Genomic DNA, 16,506 nt, shown 5'->3' on the forward strand with positions numbered 1-16,506 from the left:
GTGGTCGAGCAGCCCGCGAGCGCAGCGAGCGCGCGTCGTCGAGACCCCCTTCGACGGACGTCGGCCGTCTCACCGGGCTCGAGGCTCGGTCGCTGCGCGACACTCACACCTCGACCACCGCCAGAGGTCGAGGTGCTCCGAGCTCCAGCGAGGAGCCACGAGACCCCGTACGACGGACGCCCACCTGACCCACGGTGGTCGAGCAGCCCGCGAGCGCAGCGAGCGCGCGTCGTCGAGACCCCCTTCGACGGACGTCGGCCGTCTCACCGGGTCTCGAGGCTCGGTCGCTGCGCGACACTCACACCTCGACCACCGCCGGAGGTCGAGGTGCTCCGAGCCCTGGCGAGGAGCCACGAGACCCCGTACGGCAAGCGCCGATCGGACCTCGGTGGTCGAGCAGCCCGCGAGCGCAGCGAGCGCGCGTCGTCGAGACCCGGTGACCCGCGCCGTTCAGGCGCAGATCAGGCGCAGATCAGGCCCCGAGGCCCCCGGCGCCCGGGAACCCACCGCCGGCGTCCATCTGCTCGAGGAAGCGCCCGAGCTGCTCGACGAGCATGCGGGCCTGGGGCCCGAGGTCGCCGGCGAGGGCGCGGTCGTGGACGTCCGCGAGGGCGGCGAGCCGGTCGCCGGCGTCGCCGTTGCCGGCGGCACGGACGAGCTCCTGACGCAGCTCGGCCGGGACCTCGATCGGGAGCGTGTCGAGGTGGTCCGCCGCGAGCTGCTGGAGCTCGCTCTGGGTGGGCAGCTCGCTGTCGAGGCGGTCGACCTTGTCCTGGACCTCGGTGCCGTAGCGGCCGTCGGCGGCGCGGTCGTGGACCGCGGCCAGCGCGTCGAGACGCTCGCCCAGGTCACCGGACTGCCAGGCCTCCTCGAGGTCCGCCCGCAGCTCGTCCGGCAGGTCGGCGAGGACGTCGTCCAGGTGGCCGCCGAGCGGGCCGGCCATGCCCATCGAGTGGGGTCCGTCGAGGTCCTGGCCCTGGCTCGCGGGGACGACGGTCGCGGAGACCGTCCTGACCGGTTCGTCCTGGCTCAGGGCGAGGCCGGCGACAGACGCGGCGCCGATGGCCAGGGCGGTGAGGGTCCCGGTGAGGGCGAGCTTGACGGACATGGCTGCTCCACTGCTGGACGTCAGGTGTTCCCCTCCAGTGTGCACGGAGGTGGTGGGACGGCGTCCGGCGTCGACCGGCTCAGGTCGGGGAGACGAGCTCCTCGTGACGGCCGTAGTCGTCCTCGAGCCGCTCGATGTCGTCCTCACCGGTGTAGGCGCCGTGCTGCACCTCGATGATGACGAGCTCCTCGTCGTGCGCGTTGGAGATGCGGTGCGCCTGCCCGCAGTCGACGTCCACCGACTCCCCCGGGCCGGCGACGATGACCTCGCCGTCGACCACGCAGGTGGCGATCCCGAAGATCACCACCCAGTGCTCGGAGCGGTGCCGGTGGGTCTGGTACGACAGGCGCTGGCCTGGGTGCACGTGGATGCGCTTGACCTTGTAGCCGTTGGCGTCATCGATGACGTGCCAGGAGCCCCAGGGGCGTTCGGCGGAGTCGTGGGGCATGGCGTTGAAGATACCTGGGTCTCTCGTCCTAGCCGACTCGAGAGGTCCGCTCGACCGACCCGCTGAGGGCGGCGATGGCGTCGCGCACGTGGCCGGTCGATCCGGTCGTCGGCAGGTCCTCGGTCGCCGCGATCGAGATCGGCGGCACGGACACGTGGGAGACCAGCGGGTGCGCGGGCCGGGTGCCCTGCTCCTCGTCCTCGCCGAACAGGTCCTCGTGCAGCTTCTCGCCCGGGCGCAGGCCGGTGAACTCGATGTCGACGGTGGTCTTGCCGGAGTGAGCGATCATCTGGCGCGCCACGTCGACGATGCGGATGGGCTCCCCCATGTCGAGCACCAGCGCCTCGCCGGGGCGACCGATGGCGGCGGCCTGGACGACGAGCTGGCAGGCCTCCTCGACCGTCATGAAGAAGCGGGTGACGTCCGGATCGGTCACGGTGACGGGTCCGCCGACGGCGATCTGCTTGGCGAAGGCCGTCAGGACAGAGCCGCGGCTGCCGAGCACGTTGCCGAAGCGGACGGAGAGGTAGGCCTGGCCCGTGAGGTCCGCGCGCTGCGCGGTGAGGCGCTCGCTGAGACGCTTCGACCAGCCGAGGACGCTGCACGGGTCGGCGGCCTTGTCGGTGGAGATGTTGACGAACCGCTCGACCCCGGCGGCCTGCGCGGCGTCGAGGACGTTGCGGGTGCCCCACACGTTCGTCTTCACGGCCTCGGCCGGGTACTGCTCGAGCATCGGCAGGTGCTTCAACGCCGCGGCGTGGAAGACGACCTCGGGACGGCGCTCGAGCATCACGCGGTGCAGCGCCAGGGTGTCGCGGATGTCGCAGAGGATGACGTCGTCGGAGTCCAGCAGCGCGCGGTCCGTCAGGCTGAGCTGCACGGCGTGCAGGGCCGACTCGTCGCGGTCGAGCATCATCAGCTCCGCCGGCTCGTACCGGCTGATCTGGCGGCACAACTCCGAGCCGATCGAGCCGCCGGCACCGGTGACGAGGATGCGGCGGCCGGTGAGGTACTCCGCGATGGAGTCCACGTCGGTGTCGAGCTGGCTGCGCCCGAGGTAGTCGGTGAGGTTGATGTCGCGGATGTCGCGGATGTCGACCCGGTCGGTCAGCAGCTGCGCCGTCGAGGGCAGCACCTTCACGTCGACGGTGCGGTCCGTCGAGGCGACCGCCCTCCGGATGTCGGTGATGAGCTCTGTAGTGGCGCTCGGGATCGCGATCACCACCGCGTCGGCGCCGGTGCGCTCGAGGGTCGCCGCCAGGTCGGCCAGCGTGCCGGTGACGGCCACGCCGCGCAGGCGGAGGTACCGCTTGCGGGGGTCGTCGTCCAGGAGCGCCACGGGCACCCAGGTGCTGTCGGGGTCACGCTGCATGGAGCGCAAGAGGTCGTTGGCGGCGTCACCCGCGCCCACGACGACGGCCTGGCTGACCCCGTCGGTCCGGCGGTTCCCTGGTACCTGGAGCGCCAGGCGCCAGGCGGCCCGGACGCCCACCATGAGCGCCAGGGCGGTCAGGGCCGCGAGGGCCGGCGCACTGCGGGGCACCCAGATGGGCGCGAGGTTGACGACGAAGATGACGAAGCCGAGGCCGAGCGTCACCACGCCGAGTGTCGTCATCTCCTCCAGGCTCGCGGTGCGGGCCCGCCCCTCGTGCAGGCGCAGCGCCCGGCAGATCACGAGGTGAACGACGCCGGCGGCGGCACCGACGAGGGCGACCTGCGCCCACGGCACCGCCGAGGACTCCGAGAAGCGGAGCGCGGCGAAGAAGAGGAAGCCGGCGATCCAGGCTCCGAGGTCGAAGGCGCCCATCAGGACGGTGCGGCGCTGTCGCACCCACCGCACCAGGGTCTTCTCCCGTGCTGCCAGCAAGCTGCGCATCTGTCTCATCCCCATGTCGGCTTCCCCATGTCGCACGACCGCCCCCGATTCGCGGGCCGGACATGCCCAACCTCAGCGACCCTACGGGTCGCTCCTCAAGATCTCATCAAATCCGGGGTTGACGACAATTCGACCTGCTCCGGGCGTCGAGCGGTCGAGGAAAGGTCTCATGTCGCCCGCCACAGGTACGGTGTGCGCGATCATCGGGCACGGGAATGGGGCGACGTGGAGCTCAGGGACTACTGGCAGACGGTTCGTCGCCGGTGGAAGACCATCGTGGCGTGCCTCGTGCTCGCGCTCGCCGTGGCGGGTGTCGTCACCTGGCAAGCGACGCCCCAGTACGCCTCCACTGCGCAGCTGTTCGTCTCCACCAGCCAGTCCGACACGTCGTCCGACGCCTACACCGGCGGACTGTTCGCCTCTCAGCGCGTGACGTCGTACGCCGACCTCGTGGAGACCCGCGACCTCGCCGAGCGTGCCGCGGACAGCCTGGGCGGAGGGACCGACCCGGAGGACCTGATCGGCAAAGTGACTGCGACGGTGGTGCCCGAGACGGTCATCCTCGAGCTGACGGCGACCGATCCCGACCCGTTACGCGCGCGAGACATCGCCCAGGCGTATGCGGAGGGCCTCAGTGATCTGGTCGAGGACGTCGAGGCCGTCGAGGGCCGAGCAGAGGGGTTCATCAGCGCGTCGATCGTGGACGACGCCCAGGTGCCCGAGACACCCGTTTCGCCCCAGCCGGTGCGGAATCTCGGCCTAGCCGCCGCACTGGGGCTGCTGATCGGTGTCGCGCTCGCGGTCGCCCGCGAGCTGCTTGACACCTCCGTCAAGTCCCCGGACGACGTCGCGGCCGTGACCGAGGCCCCGATCTTGGGGAGCATCCAGGCCGACGGGGACGCGGCCGAGGCCGTGCCGGCGGACGTGCTGGACAACGTGACGCCGTGGGCCGAGACGTTCCGGGTGCTGCGGACGAACATGCAGTACATCCAGGTCGACAGCGAGACCAAGACCGTCGTGGTCTCCAGCGCGCTGCCGGGTGAGGGCAAGTCGACGGTCGCCGCGAACCTCGCCGTGACCCTCGCCCTGGCCGGGCAGCGGGTTTGTCTGGTCGACTGCGACCTCCGACGTCCCCAGGTCGCCAAGCGCCTCGGACTGGACGACGCGGTCGGCACGACCCGGGTCCTGGTGGGCCAGGTCGACCTGTCCGACGCGGTCCAGTCCTACGGCTCGACCGGGCTCCAGGTGCTGACCAGCGGCCCGATCCCGCCGAACCCGTCGGAGCTGCTGCAGTCCCAGGCCATGGCGGAGATGCTGAAGGACCTGCAGAGCCGCTTCGAGGTCGTCATCGTCGATGCGCCGCCGCTCCTGCCCGTCACCGACGCGGCGCTCTTGGCCGCGCAGGCCGACGGCGCGGTCGTGGTCGTCCGGCACGGCAAGACCACCCGGGACCAGCTCGACCACGCGCTGGAACGACTGGAGGCCGTCGAGGCCGCCCCGCTGGGTGTCGTCCTCAACCTGACGCCGTCGCGCCGGTCGGGCAAGGCCTACGGATACGGCTACGGATATGGCTACGGGTACGGCTACGGACCGGAGTCGGACGTGAAGAAGCCGTCCAGGCGACAGCAGAAGAAGGAGCGCAAGAAGGCTGTGGCCGACGCCGCGCGGACCCGCCCCGAGGGCGGCCGTCGCGCCCAGCGCTGACCGGGTCGGTCAGGAGCGCCGGAGCCCCCGAACGGCGGGCCGCACGTCCACGAGGAAGACGATCGCGGCGATCGTGAAGACGATGTTGAGGATGGCCAGCAGGCCCAGCAGCTCCACGACGAGACCAATGCCGAGGATCGCCAGCCACGACGGCTTGGTCAGCTTGTCGGCGGCGAGGTAGCCCTCGGCCGGGAAGGTCAGCGCGAGGATGAAGGCGTAGGCCTTCAGCGCGATGAGAGCGACGGTGACGGCGAGCATGACGCCGCCCTGCGCGTAGGAGAACAGGCTCATGTCCACGCCACGAGCCTATCGGGGCAACCCGACGACACCTGCGAGCGTGCAGCCCGACCAGGGTGGACGCGGCTCGACGCCGCTGGTCGACGTGCGACGAGCCCTTGGCGACGAGCCGCGCACACCGGTACTCGAAACCCGGTAGGGGCCCGGTGATCGGACCGCCGTCCTTCCCACCGGGTCTCGAGGCTCGGTCGCTGCGCGACGCTCGCACCTCGACCACCGACGAGGTGACCGAGCAGCCGGAGATCGAGGTGCGAGGCCGCCCGCGGCCGAGCCACGAGATCCCCGCAGCGCAGCGCCTGTCGCTCGCCGGGTCTCGTGGCCCCTCGCCAGGGCTCGGGGCACCTCGACCTCCGCTGACGATGCGGTCGGGATCCGCCACTCCCCCATGGACGGCGGTCCCGACGCCGACGCGGTGCGTCGCGGTCCGAGACGCACGCCGGCCCGCCACCCGTGACGGGTGGCGGGCCGGCGTCGTGCGGTGACCCGAGGGTCAGGGATCAGTCCCCGACCTTCGCGGCGGCCTCGGTGACGGCCTTGGTCGCGCTCTCGGCGGTCTTCTGCGCCGAGGTGTTCGTGGCCTTGGCGCTGGAGCGCGCGGGCGACTTCTTGGCGGTGTCGGCGGTCTTCTTGGCCGCCGTCTTCGCCGTGTTGGAGGTCTTGGTCGCGCCGCTCTTCGCGGCCGTCCGGGTCTGCGCGGCCGACTTCTTGGCGGTGGTCTGCGTCGACTTCGCGGCGGTCTTCGCGGTCTTGCGGGTCTCCTCCGCGCCCTGCTCGGCGACCTTCTCCACCTTCTCGGCGGTGTTCTTGGCCTGGGTGCGGGTCGTCTTGGCCTTGGCCTTGGTGGTCTTCGCGTTGCGGACGGTGTCCTGCGTCGACTCCTGGCGGCGGATGCGGGTGACGAGGCTCTCGCCGCGCTTGGCGAGACCGACGTAGGTCTCGGTGGCGGCCTCGACGCCCTCGCTGACCAGACCGGTCACACGACGGGGGAAGGACCGGACCTCGTCACGCACCTCGGCGACACGCTGCTCGGCGGCCTCCTGGGCGTCCTCGGCGGCCTTGCCGAGGGCCTCGACGCGCTCGTTGACGCGGCGGGTGGCCTGCTCACGGACCTCGGTGGCGTCGAGGTTCTCGATGCGCTTCTGCGCCTTCTCGGCGCGGGCGTGCACGCCGCCGACGACCTCACGGACGCGCTCGACGGCGAAGTCGGTGACGCCGATGCCGACGTACAGCGGGCGGGTCGGGACGATGCGGTTCGTGTTCTCGAGCTTGGTCTTGGCCATGCTGATCACTCCTTGTGTGACGTGATGGTTGCTGGTGGGTGCGGAAGGGTCAGGACGCGGCGGCCGTCTTGCGGCGGTCGGGGATCTCCCCGGTGGCCAGGTTGGTGGCCACGAACGACGCGTAGACGTCGAGCAGCGACTGCTTCTGCCGCTCGGTGAGCGACGGGTCGCCCAGGATCGACAGCTCGACCGAACCACCCATGCCGTCGGCGGGATCGACGATCCCGGCACGGACGTACAGCTGCTCGGCGCTGATGCGCAGCGCCTTCGCGATCTGCTGCAGGACCTCTGCCGACGGGCGGCGCAGTCCCCGCTCGATCTGGCTGAGGTAGGGGTTCGACACCCCCGCCTGCTCCGCGAGCTGGCGCAGCGACAGCTGCGCTGACACGCGCTGGTCCCTCAGGTAGTCGCCGAGAGACTCGACCGTCTTGCCTACCTTTCCCTTCGCCATGCCTCCATGATGCTAGCTGGTGCTAGCGCATGCAAGCTGCTAGCGCGTGAGGTGCCCCACATCCAGCCTAGAAAGCGCCCCTGACGGGCGATCTCGCCGCTAGCAGAGTTCGCAAACACCCCGAGGTGCTGTCACAGGACAGCACGGATCTGGCCCACCCGGACGCCGCCGCCCAGCAACGGCGCCTCCCCGGTGGCCCGCACCGCGGCACCGTCCACACCGTCCTCGCGGTCCACGCCGGCCCGGGCCAGCGCGGCCGCGAGCACGACCGGCCGAGCGCGGGGCGCGCCGTCGTCCACCTTGAGCGCGAACGCGCGGCCGTCGGCCAGCGCCATCGCGTGGCACGACTCCGCCCCGGCCTTGCCGATGGCACCGGGGACGGCGTGCAGCAGCGCCGCCTCGTCGCGCCGCGACCCCGAGACCATCTCGGGGTGGCTGCGGATGGCGTCCGCGATCCGGCTCTCCGGTGTCCCCTCCGCGGCGACGGCCAGCGCGCGGAAGGCGCGGGCCAGACCCGTCAGGGACGTCGACAGCAGCGGTGCGCCGCAGCCGTCGATGGCGGTGGTCGCCACGGGCTCACCGGTGAGGTCGGCGAACGTCTCGGCGATCGCCACCTGCAGCGGGTGGTCGAGGTCGCGGTAGGACGCGGTGTCCCACCCGTTGACGACGCAGGTGGCGAGCATGGCGGCGTGCTTGCCGGAGCAGTTCATGAGGATCGGCGCCTTCTCCCCGCCGGCACGGATGACCTCGTCCCGGGCGACCTCGTCGATCGGCCAGTCCGGAGGCGTCTGCAGCGCGGACTCGTCCAGTCCCGCGCCGGCGAGGATCCGACGTGCACCGTCGACGTGCATCGGCTCGCCCGAGTGCGACGCCGAGGCGAGGGCGAGGAGGTCGGGCGGCAGGTCGAGGCCGCAGCGGAGCATGCCGAGCGCCTGGACGGGCTTGTTGCAGGACCGGGGCAGGACCGGCGACTCGACGTCGCCGACGGACCATTCCACCGCCCCGGAGGCGTCCAGGGCGACCACCGATCCTCGGTGGTGGCCCTCGACGAACCCGGAGCGGACGATCTCGGCGACGACCTCGTGACTCGGCATGTCCGGACCCTACGAGGACCGGGTTAGGCTGCGCCGGTTGCCCGGCGCGCGCCGGGCCAGCCCGCCCCGCCCGAGCCCCTGGAGTCCGCTGTGTCCCGACGACCGTGGGCCGCGGCCCGCCTCGCCGCCCCTCTCGCTCTCGTGCTCTCCCTGGTCGCGTGCTCCTCCGACGAGGACGCGCCCGCTCCCGAGGCGGACCGGTCCTCCTCCTCGACCGCCAGCGAGGACACCGACCCGGGGGTCGTCACCGAGGACGACGGCAGCAGCGTCACCACCTACCAGGGGATTCCCCCGGGGTTCCCCCTCGACGAGGTCCCCCTCCTCGACGAGGACAACATCGTCAGCGGGAGCACCTCGGAGGAGAAGGGGCGCACCAGCTACTCCGTCATCGTCGGGTCCGACCAGCAGGCCCTCGACGCGCGGGCCGCTGCGGTCGACCAGCTCGCGGGCACCGATCTGCAGCTCCTCGGTGAGGTCCCCACCGCCGAGGACGAGCCCGTCGTCTACACCGGCGACGGCGGCCTCTTCGTCGTCCTGCTCGTGGCGGGCTTCGACGACGGGTCCGAGCTCACCTACAGCGTCGAGACGAAGTGACCGTGCCCCTGCCGCAGCACTGCCCCTCCCCCACCGAGCTGGACGACCTCGAGCTCCTCCTGTCCGGAGCCGCCGCACCGCAGACCACCTTCGGGGGTGCCCTCGCGCTCGATCTCCCGGGCGACGTCGCTGCCGCGCAGCACGACGCCGGGGCGGTCGAGCTGGTCGATCCGGAGGGCCTGCCGCTGGCGCGCCTCGCCCTCGACGGCACCCTGACGGCGCTCTCACGGCCCGAGTACGGCGCGTTCCGGCGCCTCTTCCTGACCCCCGCCGAGTCGCGGACCACCCACGCGGGCCGCGTCGTCGTGCCCGTGGACGCCGAGCTCGGCGACGACCAGCGCGCGAGCCTGGCCGCCGACGGTCGACCGCTGCTCCTGCTGCCGCTGGTCGGCGCCGGCACCTCCTCGCTGTCCCGTCCGGCGCTGCTGCGCACGACGCTGGCCGCCGCCGACGCCCTGCCCGACGCCGCCGTGGTCGCCGTGCCCCTCGCCGCCCACCCCGACCACCCGGGTGCCGACGCCGACCTGCGGCGCACGGTCCTCGCCCACTACGCCGGCGAGGACCCGGTCCTCGACGTGGGCGCCCCCGGCGCAGTGACGGGTCGCATCGCCGACATCGTCGCCGCCGACCGGCCCCCGCTCGCCGAGCAGGGCCTGGTGCTGTTCTTCACCGGCCTGTCCGGCAGCGGCAAGTCGACGATCGCCCGCGCTGTGATGGACCGGATCCTCGAGACCACCGACCGCACCGTCACCAGCCTCGACGGCGACGTCGTCCGCCGGAACCTCAGCGCCGGCCTGACCTTCTCCCGCGCCGACCGCGAGACCAACATCCGCCGCATCGGCTGGGTCGCCGCCGAGATCGCCCGTCACGGCGGTCTCGCCGTGTGCAGCCCCATCGCGCCCTTCGAGGAGACCCGGGCCCAGGTGCGCGCCATGGTCGACGACGCCCGCGGGGCCTTCGTGCTGGTCCACGTCGCGACGCCGCTGGAGGAGTGCGAGCGGCGCGACCGCAAGGGTCTCTACGCGAAGGCACGCCGCGGCGAGATCCCCGACTTCACCGGCATCTCCTCGCCGTACGAGGAGCCGAGTGACGCCGCCGTCCGCGTCGACACGACCGGCCGCACCATCGCCGACTGCGTCGACGAGGTCTGGGCCGCGCTGGTCGCGGCCGGTTACCTGGAGGGCTGAGCCCGTGGACGTGCTGTTCGTCTGCACCGCCAACATCTGCCGCTCGGCGTTCATGGAGCGGTGGGCCGCCCACGCCGCGGCCGGGACCGGCCTGCGCTTCGCCAGCGCCGGGACGCACGGCTACCGCGACCACCCGATGGACGACGAGATGCTCGCGACGCTCCGGCACCGCGGCGTCGACGCCACCGACTTCCGCAGCCGGCGTCTCACGCCGCGCATGGTCGCGGACGCCGACCTGGTGCTGACCGCGTCGCGGGAGCACCGCGACTTCGCTCTCGAGGACTCCCCTGGGGCCTTCCGCAAGATCCTCACCCTGGGCCAGGCGGTCGACGCCGCCGGCCAGCTCCCGCCGGACCTCGAGCCGGGACAGCTGCTCGCGGAGCTCGCCCGCCACCGCGCCGGAGCCGACACCGTCCCCGACGTCGCGGACCCCTACCGGCGGGGCCCCGAGGCCGCGGAGGCCTGCGCCACTACCGTCGTGCAGATGCTCGACGCCCTGCTGCCGGTCCTCGCCGGTCCACCGGTGACCTCAGCCGGTCACGCCCCCCTGGAGACTCCGGAGCCCTGATGGACGACCTCTTCACCACCGCCGCCCTCGCCGTCCTCGTGGTCAGCTTCGGCGTCGGCATCGTCGTCGGCCTGACCGGCATGGGCGGCGGCGCCCTGATGACGCCCGCCCTGATCTTCCTGGGCATCCCCGCAACGGCCGCCGTCGCGAACGACCTCGTCGCCGCAGCGGCCAACAAGACCGTCGGCGCCGCCGTCCACTGGCGCCACGGCAAGCCGAACCTGCGGCTGGCAGGGCTGCTCATCGCCGGGTCGGTCCCCTTCGCCGCCGCGGGCGGCTTCCTCGTGCAGTACCTCGGCGGTGAGTCCACCGAGGAGTTCCTCATCAAGGCGATCGGCGTCGCGCTGCTGTTCGCCGCCGCCAGCTACGCCCTGCGCATGTACCTCCAGCTCCGTGCCGTCACCTCCGGCAACGAGGCCCCGACCGACGACGTCGCCGTGCGCGTGGTCCCCACCGTGCTGGTCGGCGCCGTCGGCGGCCTCCTGGTCGGCATCACCTCCGTCGGCTCGGGCTCGCTGATCATGGTCGCCCTGCTGCTGCTCTACCCCACGCTCTCCGCGCTCCGCCTCGTCGGCACCGACCTGCTGCAGGCCGTGCCCCTGGTCATCGCGGCGGCCATCGGCCACGTCGTCGTGTCCGGGGTCGACTGGGCCGTCCTGATCCCGCTGATCCTCGGCGGGACGCCCGGCACCTTCCTCGGCGCCCGCATGGCGAGCTGGGTCAGCCAGTCCGTCATCCGCCGCGGCATCGTCATCGTCCTGTCGCTGACCGGGTTGAAGATGCTCGGCCTCTCCCCCGAGGCGGTCGGCATCATCGGCGCCGGCCTGCTGCTGCTCGGTCCGCTGGCCTGGGGCTTCGTCCGCCAGACCCGCGGCCTGCCCGCCTTCGACAACAACGCCGCGGCCTGGCGTTTGCCCAGCCGTGCCGACCGCGGACTCGGCAACGCCGACGACGAGAAACAGCCCGACGACAAGGTGCGCTGACTTTCTGAGGACCACCACAGCCACGGATGAGGGCTCGTGAGGTGGTGGTCGGATACTGGAGGGGCACGAGTGTTCCGACGCGGAATGGGGTCCGCTGATGAGTCCGATCACCAGGGTCACGAGGGTCAAGAGGGTCAAGAAGGCGCTGAAGCCGACGTCGCGGCTGCGTGACGTCGAGGGCGGCGTGGTCGAGCGCGACGGTCGGGTGACCGCCACGTGCGGCTGCGGCGCGGTGCGCCATTGGCTCGTAGGGCCGCGGGCCCACGGCTCGGCCGAGCGGTGGCTGAGCCGGCACACGCACCTGGGGTAGGCGTCACTGGGCGGTAGGTGCGGCTGCTCGGTCTCGACGACGCGCGCTCGCTGCGCTCGCGTGCTGCTCGACCACCTGGGCTGCGGCCGCGCCGCGCTGCGCGCGTCGAGACCACCGGCAACGCCATCAGCGCAGTGCGCGCCCCAGTGCCCCCGCCAGGTGCTCGGCGTACGCCGTGCTGACGTGGCCGCGGTCGCGCATGGGGATCATGTCGCCGATCACCGCGGGGCAGCGGCCGTCGGCGCAGAACCACGGCTCGGTGTCGACGAACCGCGCCGGGGTGCCCTCGGTGGCGCGGCGGCTCTGCTCCGTCACCGCCGCGGCCCGCTCGGCCGGCGACGTCAGGCACCCCTGGAGGGTGGCGCCCGACCGGCCGAGGCACTCGACGGGGTCGTCCTGGCGGCGGGGGACGTCACCGAGCATCGCCACCTGCCCGGCGTGGGGGGCGACGTCGTCGACGAGCTCGCGGTAGCCGTCGTACATCGCGGGCAGGGTCTTCTCGGCGTCCTGGGTGAACTCCCCGTCGACGAACATCCCCCGCGGCGCGGAGCCGGCGATGACGACGACATCGGGTGACAGCTCCTCGACCTGCTCCTGCGCCCAGGCGTTGAAGTCGGTGCACTCGCCCCAGGGGCGGTCGGCGTTGCGCGCGACCGAGACCACCCGGGCAGGGGTGCAGGCGGCCTTGACCAGGTAGTGGGTGCGGTAGCCCTCCCGCTCGGCCAGCTTCTCGAAGGCGGGGATCCAGTGGCGGCCGTGCGAGTTGCCGAGCAGGACGATCGACCTCTCGGCGTCGCGGTCGCCGCGGGTGCACAGCTCCCAGGGACCGGCGTCGTCGTAGTCGCAGGCGCCGAGGGGTGCCTTGTCGTCCTGCAGCTGCAGCAGGGTGGGCCGGAGGTCGGCGGGGATGTCCGCACCCTGCCGGGCCGCGACCACCGAGGACTGCACGAGGGCGACGGCGTCGTCGCCGCTCAGCCGGGCGCCGCCGGGGGCCCGGTCGAATCGCGAGGTCGTGATCGGTGCGCCGTCCTCGGCGCCGTCGCCGACGACCGCCATGCCCGCGCCGGCGCCGGTGACCACGAGCAGCAGCGACGCCGGGTACAGGACGAGCTGGCGGCGCAGCCGGGCCGGGGCGTAGGACCGGAACGGCGTCTCGACCCAGCGGTAGGTCAACCACGCCAGGCCGAACGCCAGGGCCACCACGACCACGGTCTCGACGAGGGTCAGCGGACGACCGGCGTACCCGGCCGCGATCACGAGCATCGGCCAGTGCCAGAGGTAGAGCGAGTACGACATGTCGCCCACCAGGCGCAGCGGCGCGACGCCGAGGGCCCGCTGAGCCAGCGGGAGGGGGCCGGTGATGCCGGTCCCGGCGGCCATCACCGCGGCCGTGCCGAGCACGGGCAGCAGCGCGGCGTAACCGGGGAACGGCGTCTGCTCGGTCACCACGAAGCACGCGACGGCGATGGCGAGCAGCCCGCCCGTCGCGAGCAGGTTGCGGGCGAGGGCGGGCAGCCTCACGAACGCCGGCGCCGCGAGCGCGACCAGCGCGCCGACCCCGAACTCCCAGGTGCGGGTCAGGGTCGAGAAGTACGCCGTCTCCGGGCTGGCCACCGAGGCGTGGAGAGACCACGCCAGGCTGAGCGCGGTCATCACGCCGAGCGCGACGCCGATCGCCGTCGTACGACGCATCCCGCGGCGGGCCGCCAGCCAGACGCAGGCCACGAGCAGGACCGGCAGCAGCAGGTAGAACTGCTCCTCCACCGCCAGCGACCAGTAGTGCTGCATCGGCGAGGGGGGTGCCTCGTCGGCGAAGTAGTCGGTGCCGACCAGCGCGAACCGGACGTTGGCGGCGAAGAACGCCGACCAGACCGCGTCAACCGCCGTCTCCCGGGCCCGGACGACGTCCAGCCACAGCGTCGACGCGGCGACCACGGCCACCGCGACCACGCTCGCCGCCGGCAGGATCCGCCGGGCCCGGCGGGCGTAGAACCGCCGCAGGGAGACCGTCCCGTCGCGCTCGACCTCGCGCAGCAGCAGCAGGGTGATGAGGAAGCCGGACAGGACGAAGAAGACGTCCAGGGTCACGAACCCGCCCGGGTAGGGGCTGAGCCCGGCGTGGAACAGGATGATCGCGAGCACCGCCAGGGCGCGCATGCCCTGGATGTCGTCACGGAAGCCCGCTCGCCGCGGAGTGGTCGGGTCGGGCACAGCGTCTCCCGGGCCGGAGGGCCTGGTGGGGGGCAAGGCAAAGCCTCGAACGTAACAGGGGGTCCAGGACCCGCGTCGATATCGGGGCCCGGCCCGGCCGTGGCTACGATGTGGGCTGCTCCCGACGAGAGGTCTTGCGTACACCCATGCCTGAAACCCACGCCGACTACCGGCTGAGCCAGCTCGACCAGCTGGAGGCGGAGTCGATCCACATCTTCCGGGAGGTGGCGGCGGAGCTCGAGAAGCCGGTGCTGATGTTCTCCGGCGGCAAGGACTCCATCGTCATGCTCCGTCTGGCGGAGAAGGCCTTCTACCCGGCGAAGATCCCGTTCCCGGTGCTGCAGGTCGACACCGGCTACGACTTCCCCGAGGTGCTCAGCTGCCGTGACTCCTGGGTCGACCGGTTGGGCGTGCGCCTGATCGTCGCCTCGGTCGAGCAGGCCATCGCCGACGGCGTCGTCGTCGACGACGGCAAGACGAGCCGCAACCGCCTCCAGATCGGCACGCTGCTGAACGCCATCGAGTCCGAGGGCTTCACCGCCGCCTTCGGTGGTGGACGCCGCGACGAGGAGAAGGCCCGCGCCAAGGAGCGCGTCTACTCCCACCGCGACGAGTTCGGCCAGTGGGACCCGAAGATGCAGCGCCCCGAGCTGTGGAGCCTCTACAACGGGCGTCTGCACGAGGGCGAGCACATGCGGATCTTCCCGATCAGCAACTGGACCGAGCTCGACATCTGGGACTACATCGGTCGCGAGGGCATCGAGATCCCCTCGATCTACTACTCCCACCAGCGGCGCGTGTTCCTGCGCGACGGCATGCTGCTGTCGGAGTCGGACTTCAACCCGACCCGCGGCGGCGAGACGGTCGAGGAGCGCACCGTGCGCTTCCGCACCGTCGGCGACCTGACCCTGACCGGCTGCGTCGAGTCGACCGCCAGCACGATCCCCGAGATCATCGCCGAGGTCGCCATGTCCACGGTCACCGAGCGCGGCGCCACCCGTGGCGACGACCGGTTCTCCGAGGCCGCCATGGAGGACCGCAAGAAGGAGGGCTACTTCTGATGAGCACCGCCAGCCAGGAGAGCACCGGCGAGAGCACCGCCACCAACATGGACCTGCTGCGGTTCGCCACCGCGGGCTCCGTGGACGACGGCAAGTCGACCCTCATCGGTCGCCTGCTGCTCGACTCGAAGTCGATCTTCTCCGACCAGATGGAGGCCGTCGAGGCCACCAGCGCGTCGAAGGGCTACGACTACACCGACCTCGCGCTGCTGACCGACGGTCTGCGCTCCGAGCGCGAGCAGGGCATCACCATCGACGTGGCGTACCGCTACTTCGCGACCCCGCAGCGCAAGTTCATCATCGCGGACACCCCGGGCCACGTGCAGTACACGCGGAACATGGTCACCGGCGCCTCGACGTCCGACCTGGGCCTCGTGCTCGTCGACGCCCGCCAGGGCCTCACCGAGCAGTCCCGCCGCCACGCGGTGATCCTGTCGCTGCTCCGCGTGCCGCACCTCGTGCTGGCCGTCAACAAGATGGACCTCGTCGACTTCGACCAGGCCACCTACCAGCGGATCCACGACGAGTTCACGCAGTTCGCGACGAAGCTGAACATCCCGGACCTCGAGGTCATCCCGATCTCGGCGCTCCAGGGGGACAACGTCGTGAACCGCTCCGAGAACATGAGCTGGTACTCCGGTCCCACGCTCATGCACCACCTCGAGAACGTCCACGTCGCCTCCGACCGCGACCTGATCGACGCCCGCTTCCCGGTCCAGTACGTCGTGCGCCCGAAGTCCGACGCCCACCACGACTACCGCGGCTTCGGCGGCCAGGTCGCCGGCGGCGTCCTCAAGCCCGGCGACGAGGTCGTCGTCCTGCCCTCGGGCATGACCTCGACCATCGAGGGCATCGACCTGTTCGACAAGGAGGTCCCCGAGGCCTTCCCGCCGATGTCGGTCACGGTGCGTCTCACCGACGACGTCGACGTCTCCCGCGGCGACATGATCGCCCGGGTCAACAACGCGCCGAAGCCCAGCCAGGACATCGACGCGATGGTCTGCTGGATGACCACCGCCCCGCTGAAGCCGCGTCAGAAGCTCGCGATCAAGCACACGACGCGCACGGGCCGGGCCCTGGTCAAGGACATCCAGTACCGCCTCGACGTCAACACGCTGCACCGTGACCAGGAGACCAAGGAGCTCGGGGTCAACGAGATCGGCCGCGTCCAGCTGCGCACCACCGTGCCGCTGCTCGCCGACCCCTACTCGAAGAACCGCACCACCGGCTCCTTCATCCTCATCGACGAGGCCACCGGCGTCACCGTCGGCGCCGGGATGATCAACTCCGGCACCTGAGCCCACCGTCACCACCCGCACGGCCCGTCGTCCTCA

Annotated in this window: 16 protein-coding genes; 8 read left to right on the forward strand and 8 right to left on the reverse strand. The window is 71.9% G+C overall.

Features of this window, described 5'->3' with window-relative positions; all coding sequences use genetic code 11:
* Positions 1-472 precede the first annotated feature (472 nt).
* The 3 genes from Q0858_RS20170 to Q0858_RS20180 all read right to left on the reverse strand — a co-directional run bounded on the left by Q0858_RS20170 (position 473) and on the right by Q0858_RS20180 (position 3,432).
* Positions 473-1,108 (reverse strand): hypothetical protein, encoded by a 636-nt coding sequence (locus tag Q0858_RS20170; protein WP_299058159.1) that lies wholly within the window; start codon positions 1,106-1,108, stop codon positions 473-475.
* 79 nt (positions 1,109-1,187) lie between these two features.
* The gene (locus Q0858_RS20175; protein WP_299058160.1) at positions 1,188-1,556 is read right to left on the reverse strand and encodes a phosphomannose isomerase type II C-terminal cupin domain; all 369 of its coding nucleotides are present in this window, start codon (positions 1,554-1,556) and stop codon (positions 1,188-1,190) included.
* Positions 1,557-1,584: 28 nt separating this feature from the next.
* Positions 1,585-3,432, reverse strand: a complete 1,848-nt coding sequence (locus Q0858_RS20180) for a nucleoside-diphosphate sugar epimerase/dehydratase (protein ID WP_299058161.1) — start codon at positions 3,430-3,432, stop codon at positions 1,585-1,587.
* Positions 3,433-3,459: 27 nt separating this feature from the next.
* Here Q0858_RS20180 and Q0858_RS20185 point away from each other — a divergent pair, with 27 nt between their 5' ends.
* Positions 3,460-5,136, forward strand: coding sequence for a polysaccharide biosynthesis tyrosine autokinase (locus Q0858_RS20185; protein ID WP_299058162.1), 1,677 nt, complete (start codon positions 3,460-3,462; stop codon positions 5,134-5,136).
* Between the two features lie 9 nt (positions 5,137-5,145).
* Here Q0858_RS20185 and Q0858_RS20190 read toward each other — a convergent pair whose 3' ends face one another.
* From Q0858_RS20190 to Q0858_RS20205, 4 genes are all read right to left on the reverse strand, one after another.
* Positions 5,146-5,427: a DUF2516 family protein gene (locus Q0858_RS20190; RefSeq protein WP_299058238.1), complete on the reverse strand. Its 282-nt coding sequence runs from the start codon at positions 5,425-5,427 to the stop codon at positions 5,146-5,148.
* Between the two features lie 503 nt (positions 5,428-5,930).
* A complete protein-coding gene (locus tag Q0858_RS20195) occupies positions 5,931-6,713 on the reverse strand; it encodes a hypothetical protein (protein WP_299058163.1) in 783 nt (260 codons plus the stop codon).
* Between the two features lie 49 nt (positions 6,714-6,762).
* Positions 6,763-7,164 carry a helix-turn-helix transcriptional regulator gene (locus Q0858_RS20200; protein WP_299058164.1) on the reverse strand — a complete coding sequence of 134 codons (402 nt, stop codon included), beginning with the start codon at positions 7,162-7,164 and terminating at the stop codon, positions 6,763-6,765.
* Positions 7,165-7,295: 131 nt separating this feature from the next.
* Positions 7,296-8,258, reverse strand: coding sequence for an asparaginase (locus Q0858_RS20205; protein ID WP_299058165.1), 963 nt, complete (start codon positions 8,256-8,258; stop codon positions 7,296-7,298).
* Positions 8,259-8,348: 90 nt separating this feature from the next.
* Here Q0858_RS20205 and Q0858_RS20210 point away from each other — a divergent pair, with 90 nt between their 5' ends.
* The 5 genes from Q0858_RS20210 (at position 8,349) to Q0858_RS20230 (ending at position 11,900) form a co-directional block, all read left to right on the forward strand.
* Positions 8,349-8,852 (forward strand): hypothetical protein, encoded by a 504-nt coding sequence (locus Q0858_RS20210; protein WP_299058166.1) that lies wholly within the window; start codon positions 8,349-8,351, stop codon positions 8,850-8,852.
* A gap of 2 nt (positions 8,853-8,854) precedes the next feature.
* Complete coding sequence (cysC, locus tag Q0858_RS20215) at positions 8,855-10,039, forward strand: adenylyl-sulfate kinase (protein WP_299058167.1); 1,185 nt, start codon at positions 8,855-8,857, stop codon at positions 10,037-10,039.
* Positions 10,040-10,043: 4 nt separating this feature from the next.
* The gene (locus Q0858_RS20220; RefSeq protein ID WP_299058168.1) at positions 10,044-10,607 is read left to right on the forward strand and encodes a hypothetical protein; all 564 of its coding nucleotides are present in this window, start codon (positions 10,044-10,046) and stop codon (positions 10,605-10,607) included.
* Entirely contained in the window at positions 10,607-11,590 is a 984-nt protein-coding gene (locus tag Q0858_RS20225; protein ID WP_299058169.1) for a sulfite exporter TauE/SafE family protein, read from the forward strand. The genes Q0858_RS20220 and Q0858_RS20225 overlap by 1 nt, the downstream gene beginning before the upstream one ends.
* A 97-nt stretch (positions 11,591-11,687) precedes the next feature.
* Positions 11,688-11,900, forward strand: a complete 213-nt coding sequence (locus Q0858_RS20230; RefSeq protein WP_299058170.1) for a hypothetical protein — start codon at positions 11,688-11,690, stop codon at positions 11,898-11,900.
* A gap of 126 nt (positions 11,901-12,026) precedes the next feature.
* Here the strand turns inward: Q0858_RS20230 and Q0858_RS20235 are convergent, their stop codons facing one another.
* Positions 12,027-14,111 carry an acyltransferase family protein gene (locus Q0858_RS20235; RefSeq protein WP_299058171.1) on the reverse strand — a complete coding sequence of 695 codons (2,085 nt, stop codon included), beginning with the start codon at positions 14,109-14,111 and terminating at the stop codon, positions 12,027-12,029.
* 146 nt (positions 14,112-14,257) lie between these two features.
* Between Q0858_RS20235 and cysD the strand changes: the two genes are divergently transcribed.
* Positions 14,258-15,172 carry a sulfate adenylyltransferase subunit CysD gene (gene cysD, locus Q0858_RS20240; protein ID WP_299058172.1) on the forward strand — a complete coding sequence of 305 codons (915 nt, stop codon included), beginning with the start codon at positions 14,258-14,260 and terminating at the stop codon, positions 15,170-15,172.
* Positions 15,172-16,470: a GTP-binding protein gene (locus Q0858_RS20245; RefSeq protein ID WP_299058173.1), complete on the forward strand. Its 1,299-nt coding sequence runs from the start codon at positions 15,172-15,174 to the stop codon at positions 16,468-16,470. The genes cysD and Q0858_RS20245 overlap by 1 nt, the downstream gene beginning before the upstream one ends.
* Positions 16,471-16,506 lie beyond the last annotated feature (36 nt).

This window comes from uncultured Nocardioides sp., assembly GCF_947489365.1.
Classification (GTDB): Bacteria; Actinomycetota; Actinomycetes; order Propionibacteriales; family Nocardioidaceae; genus Nocardioides.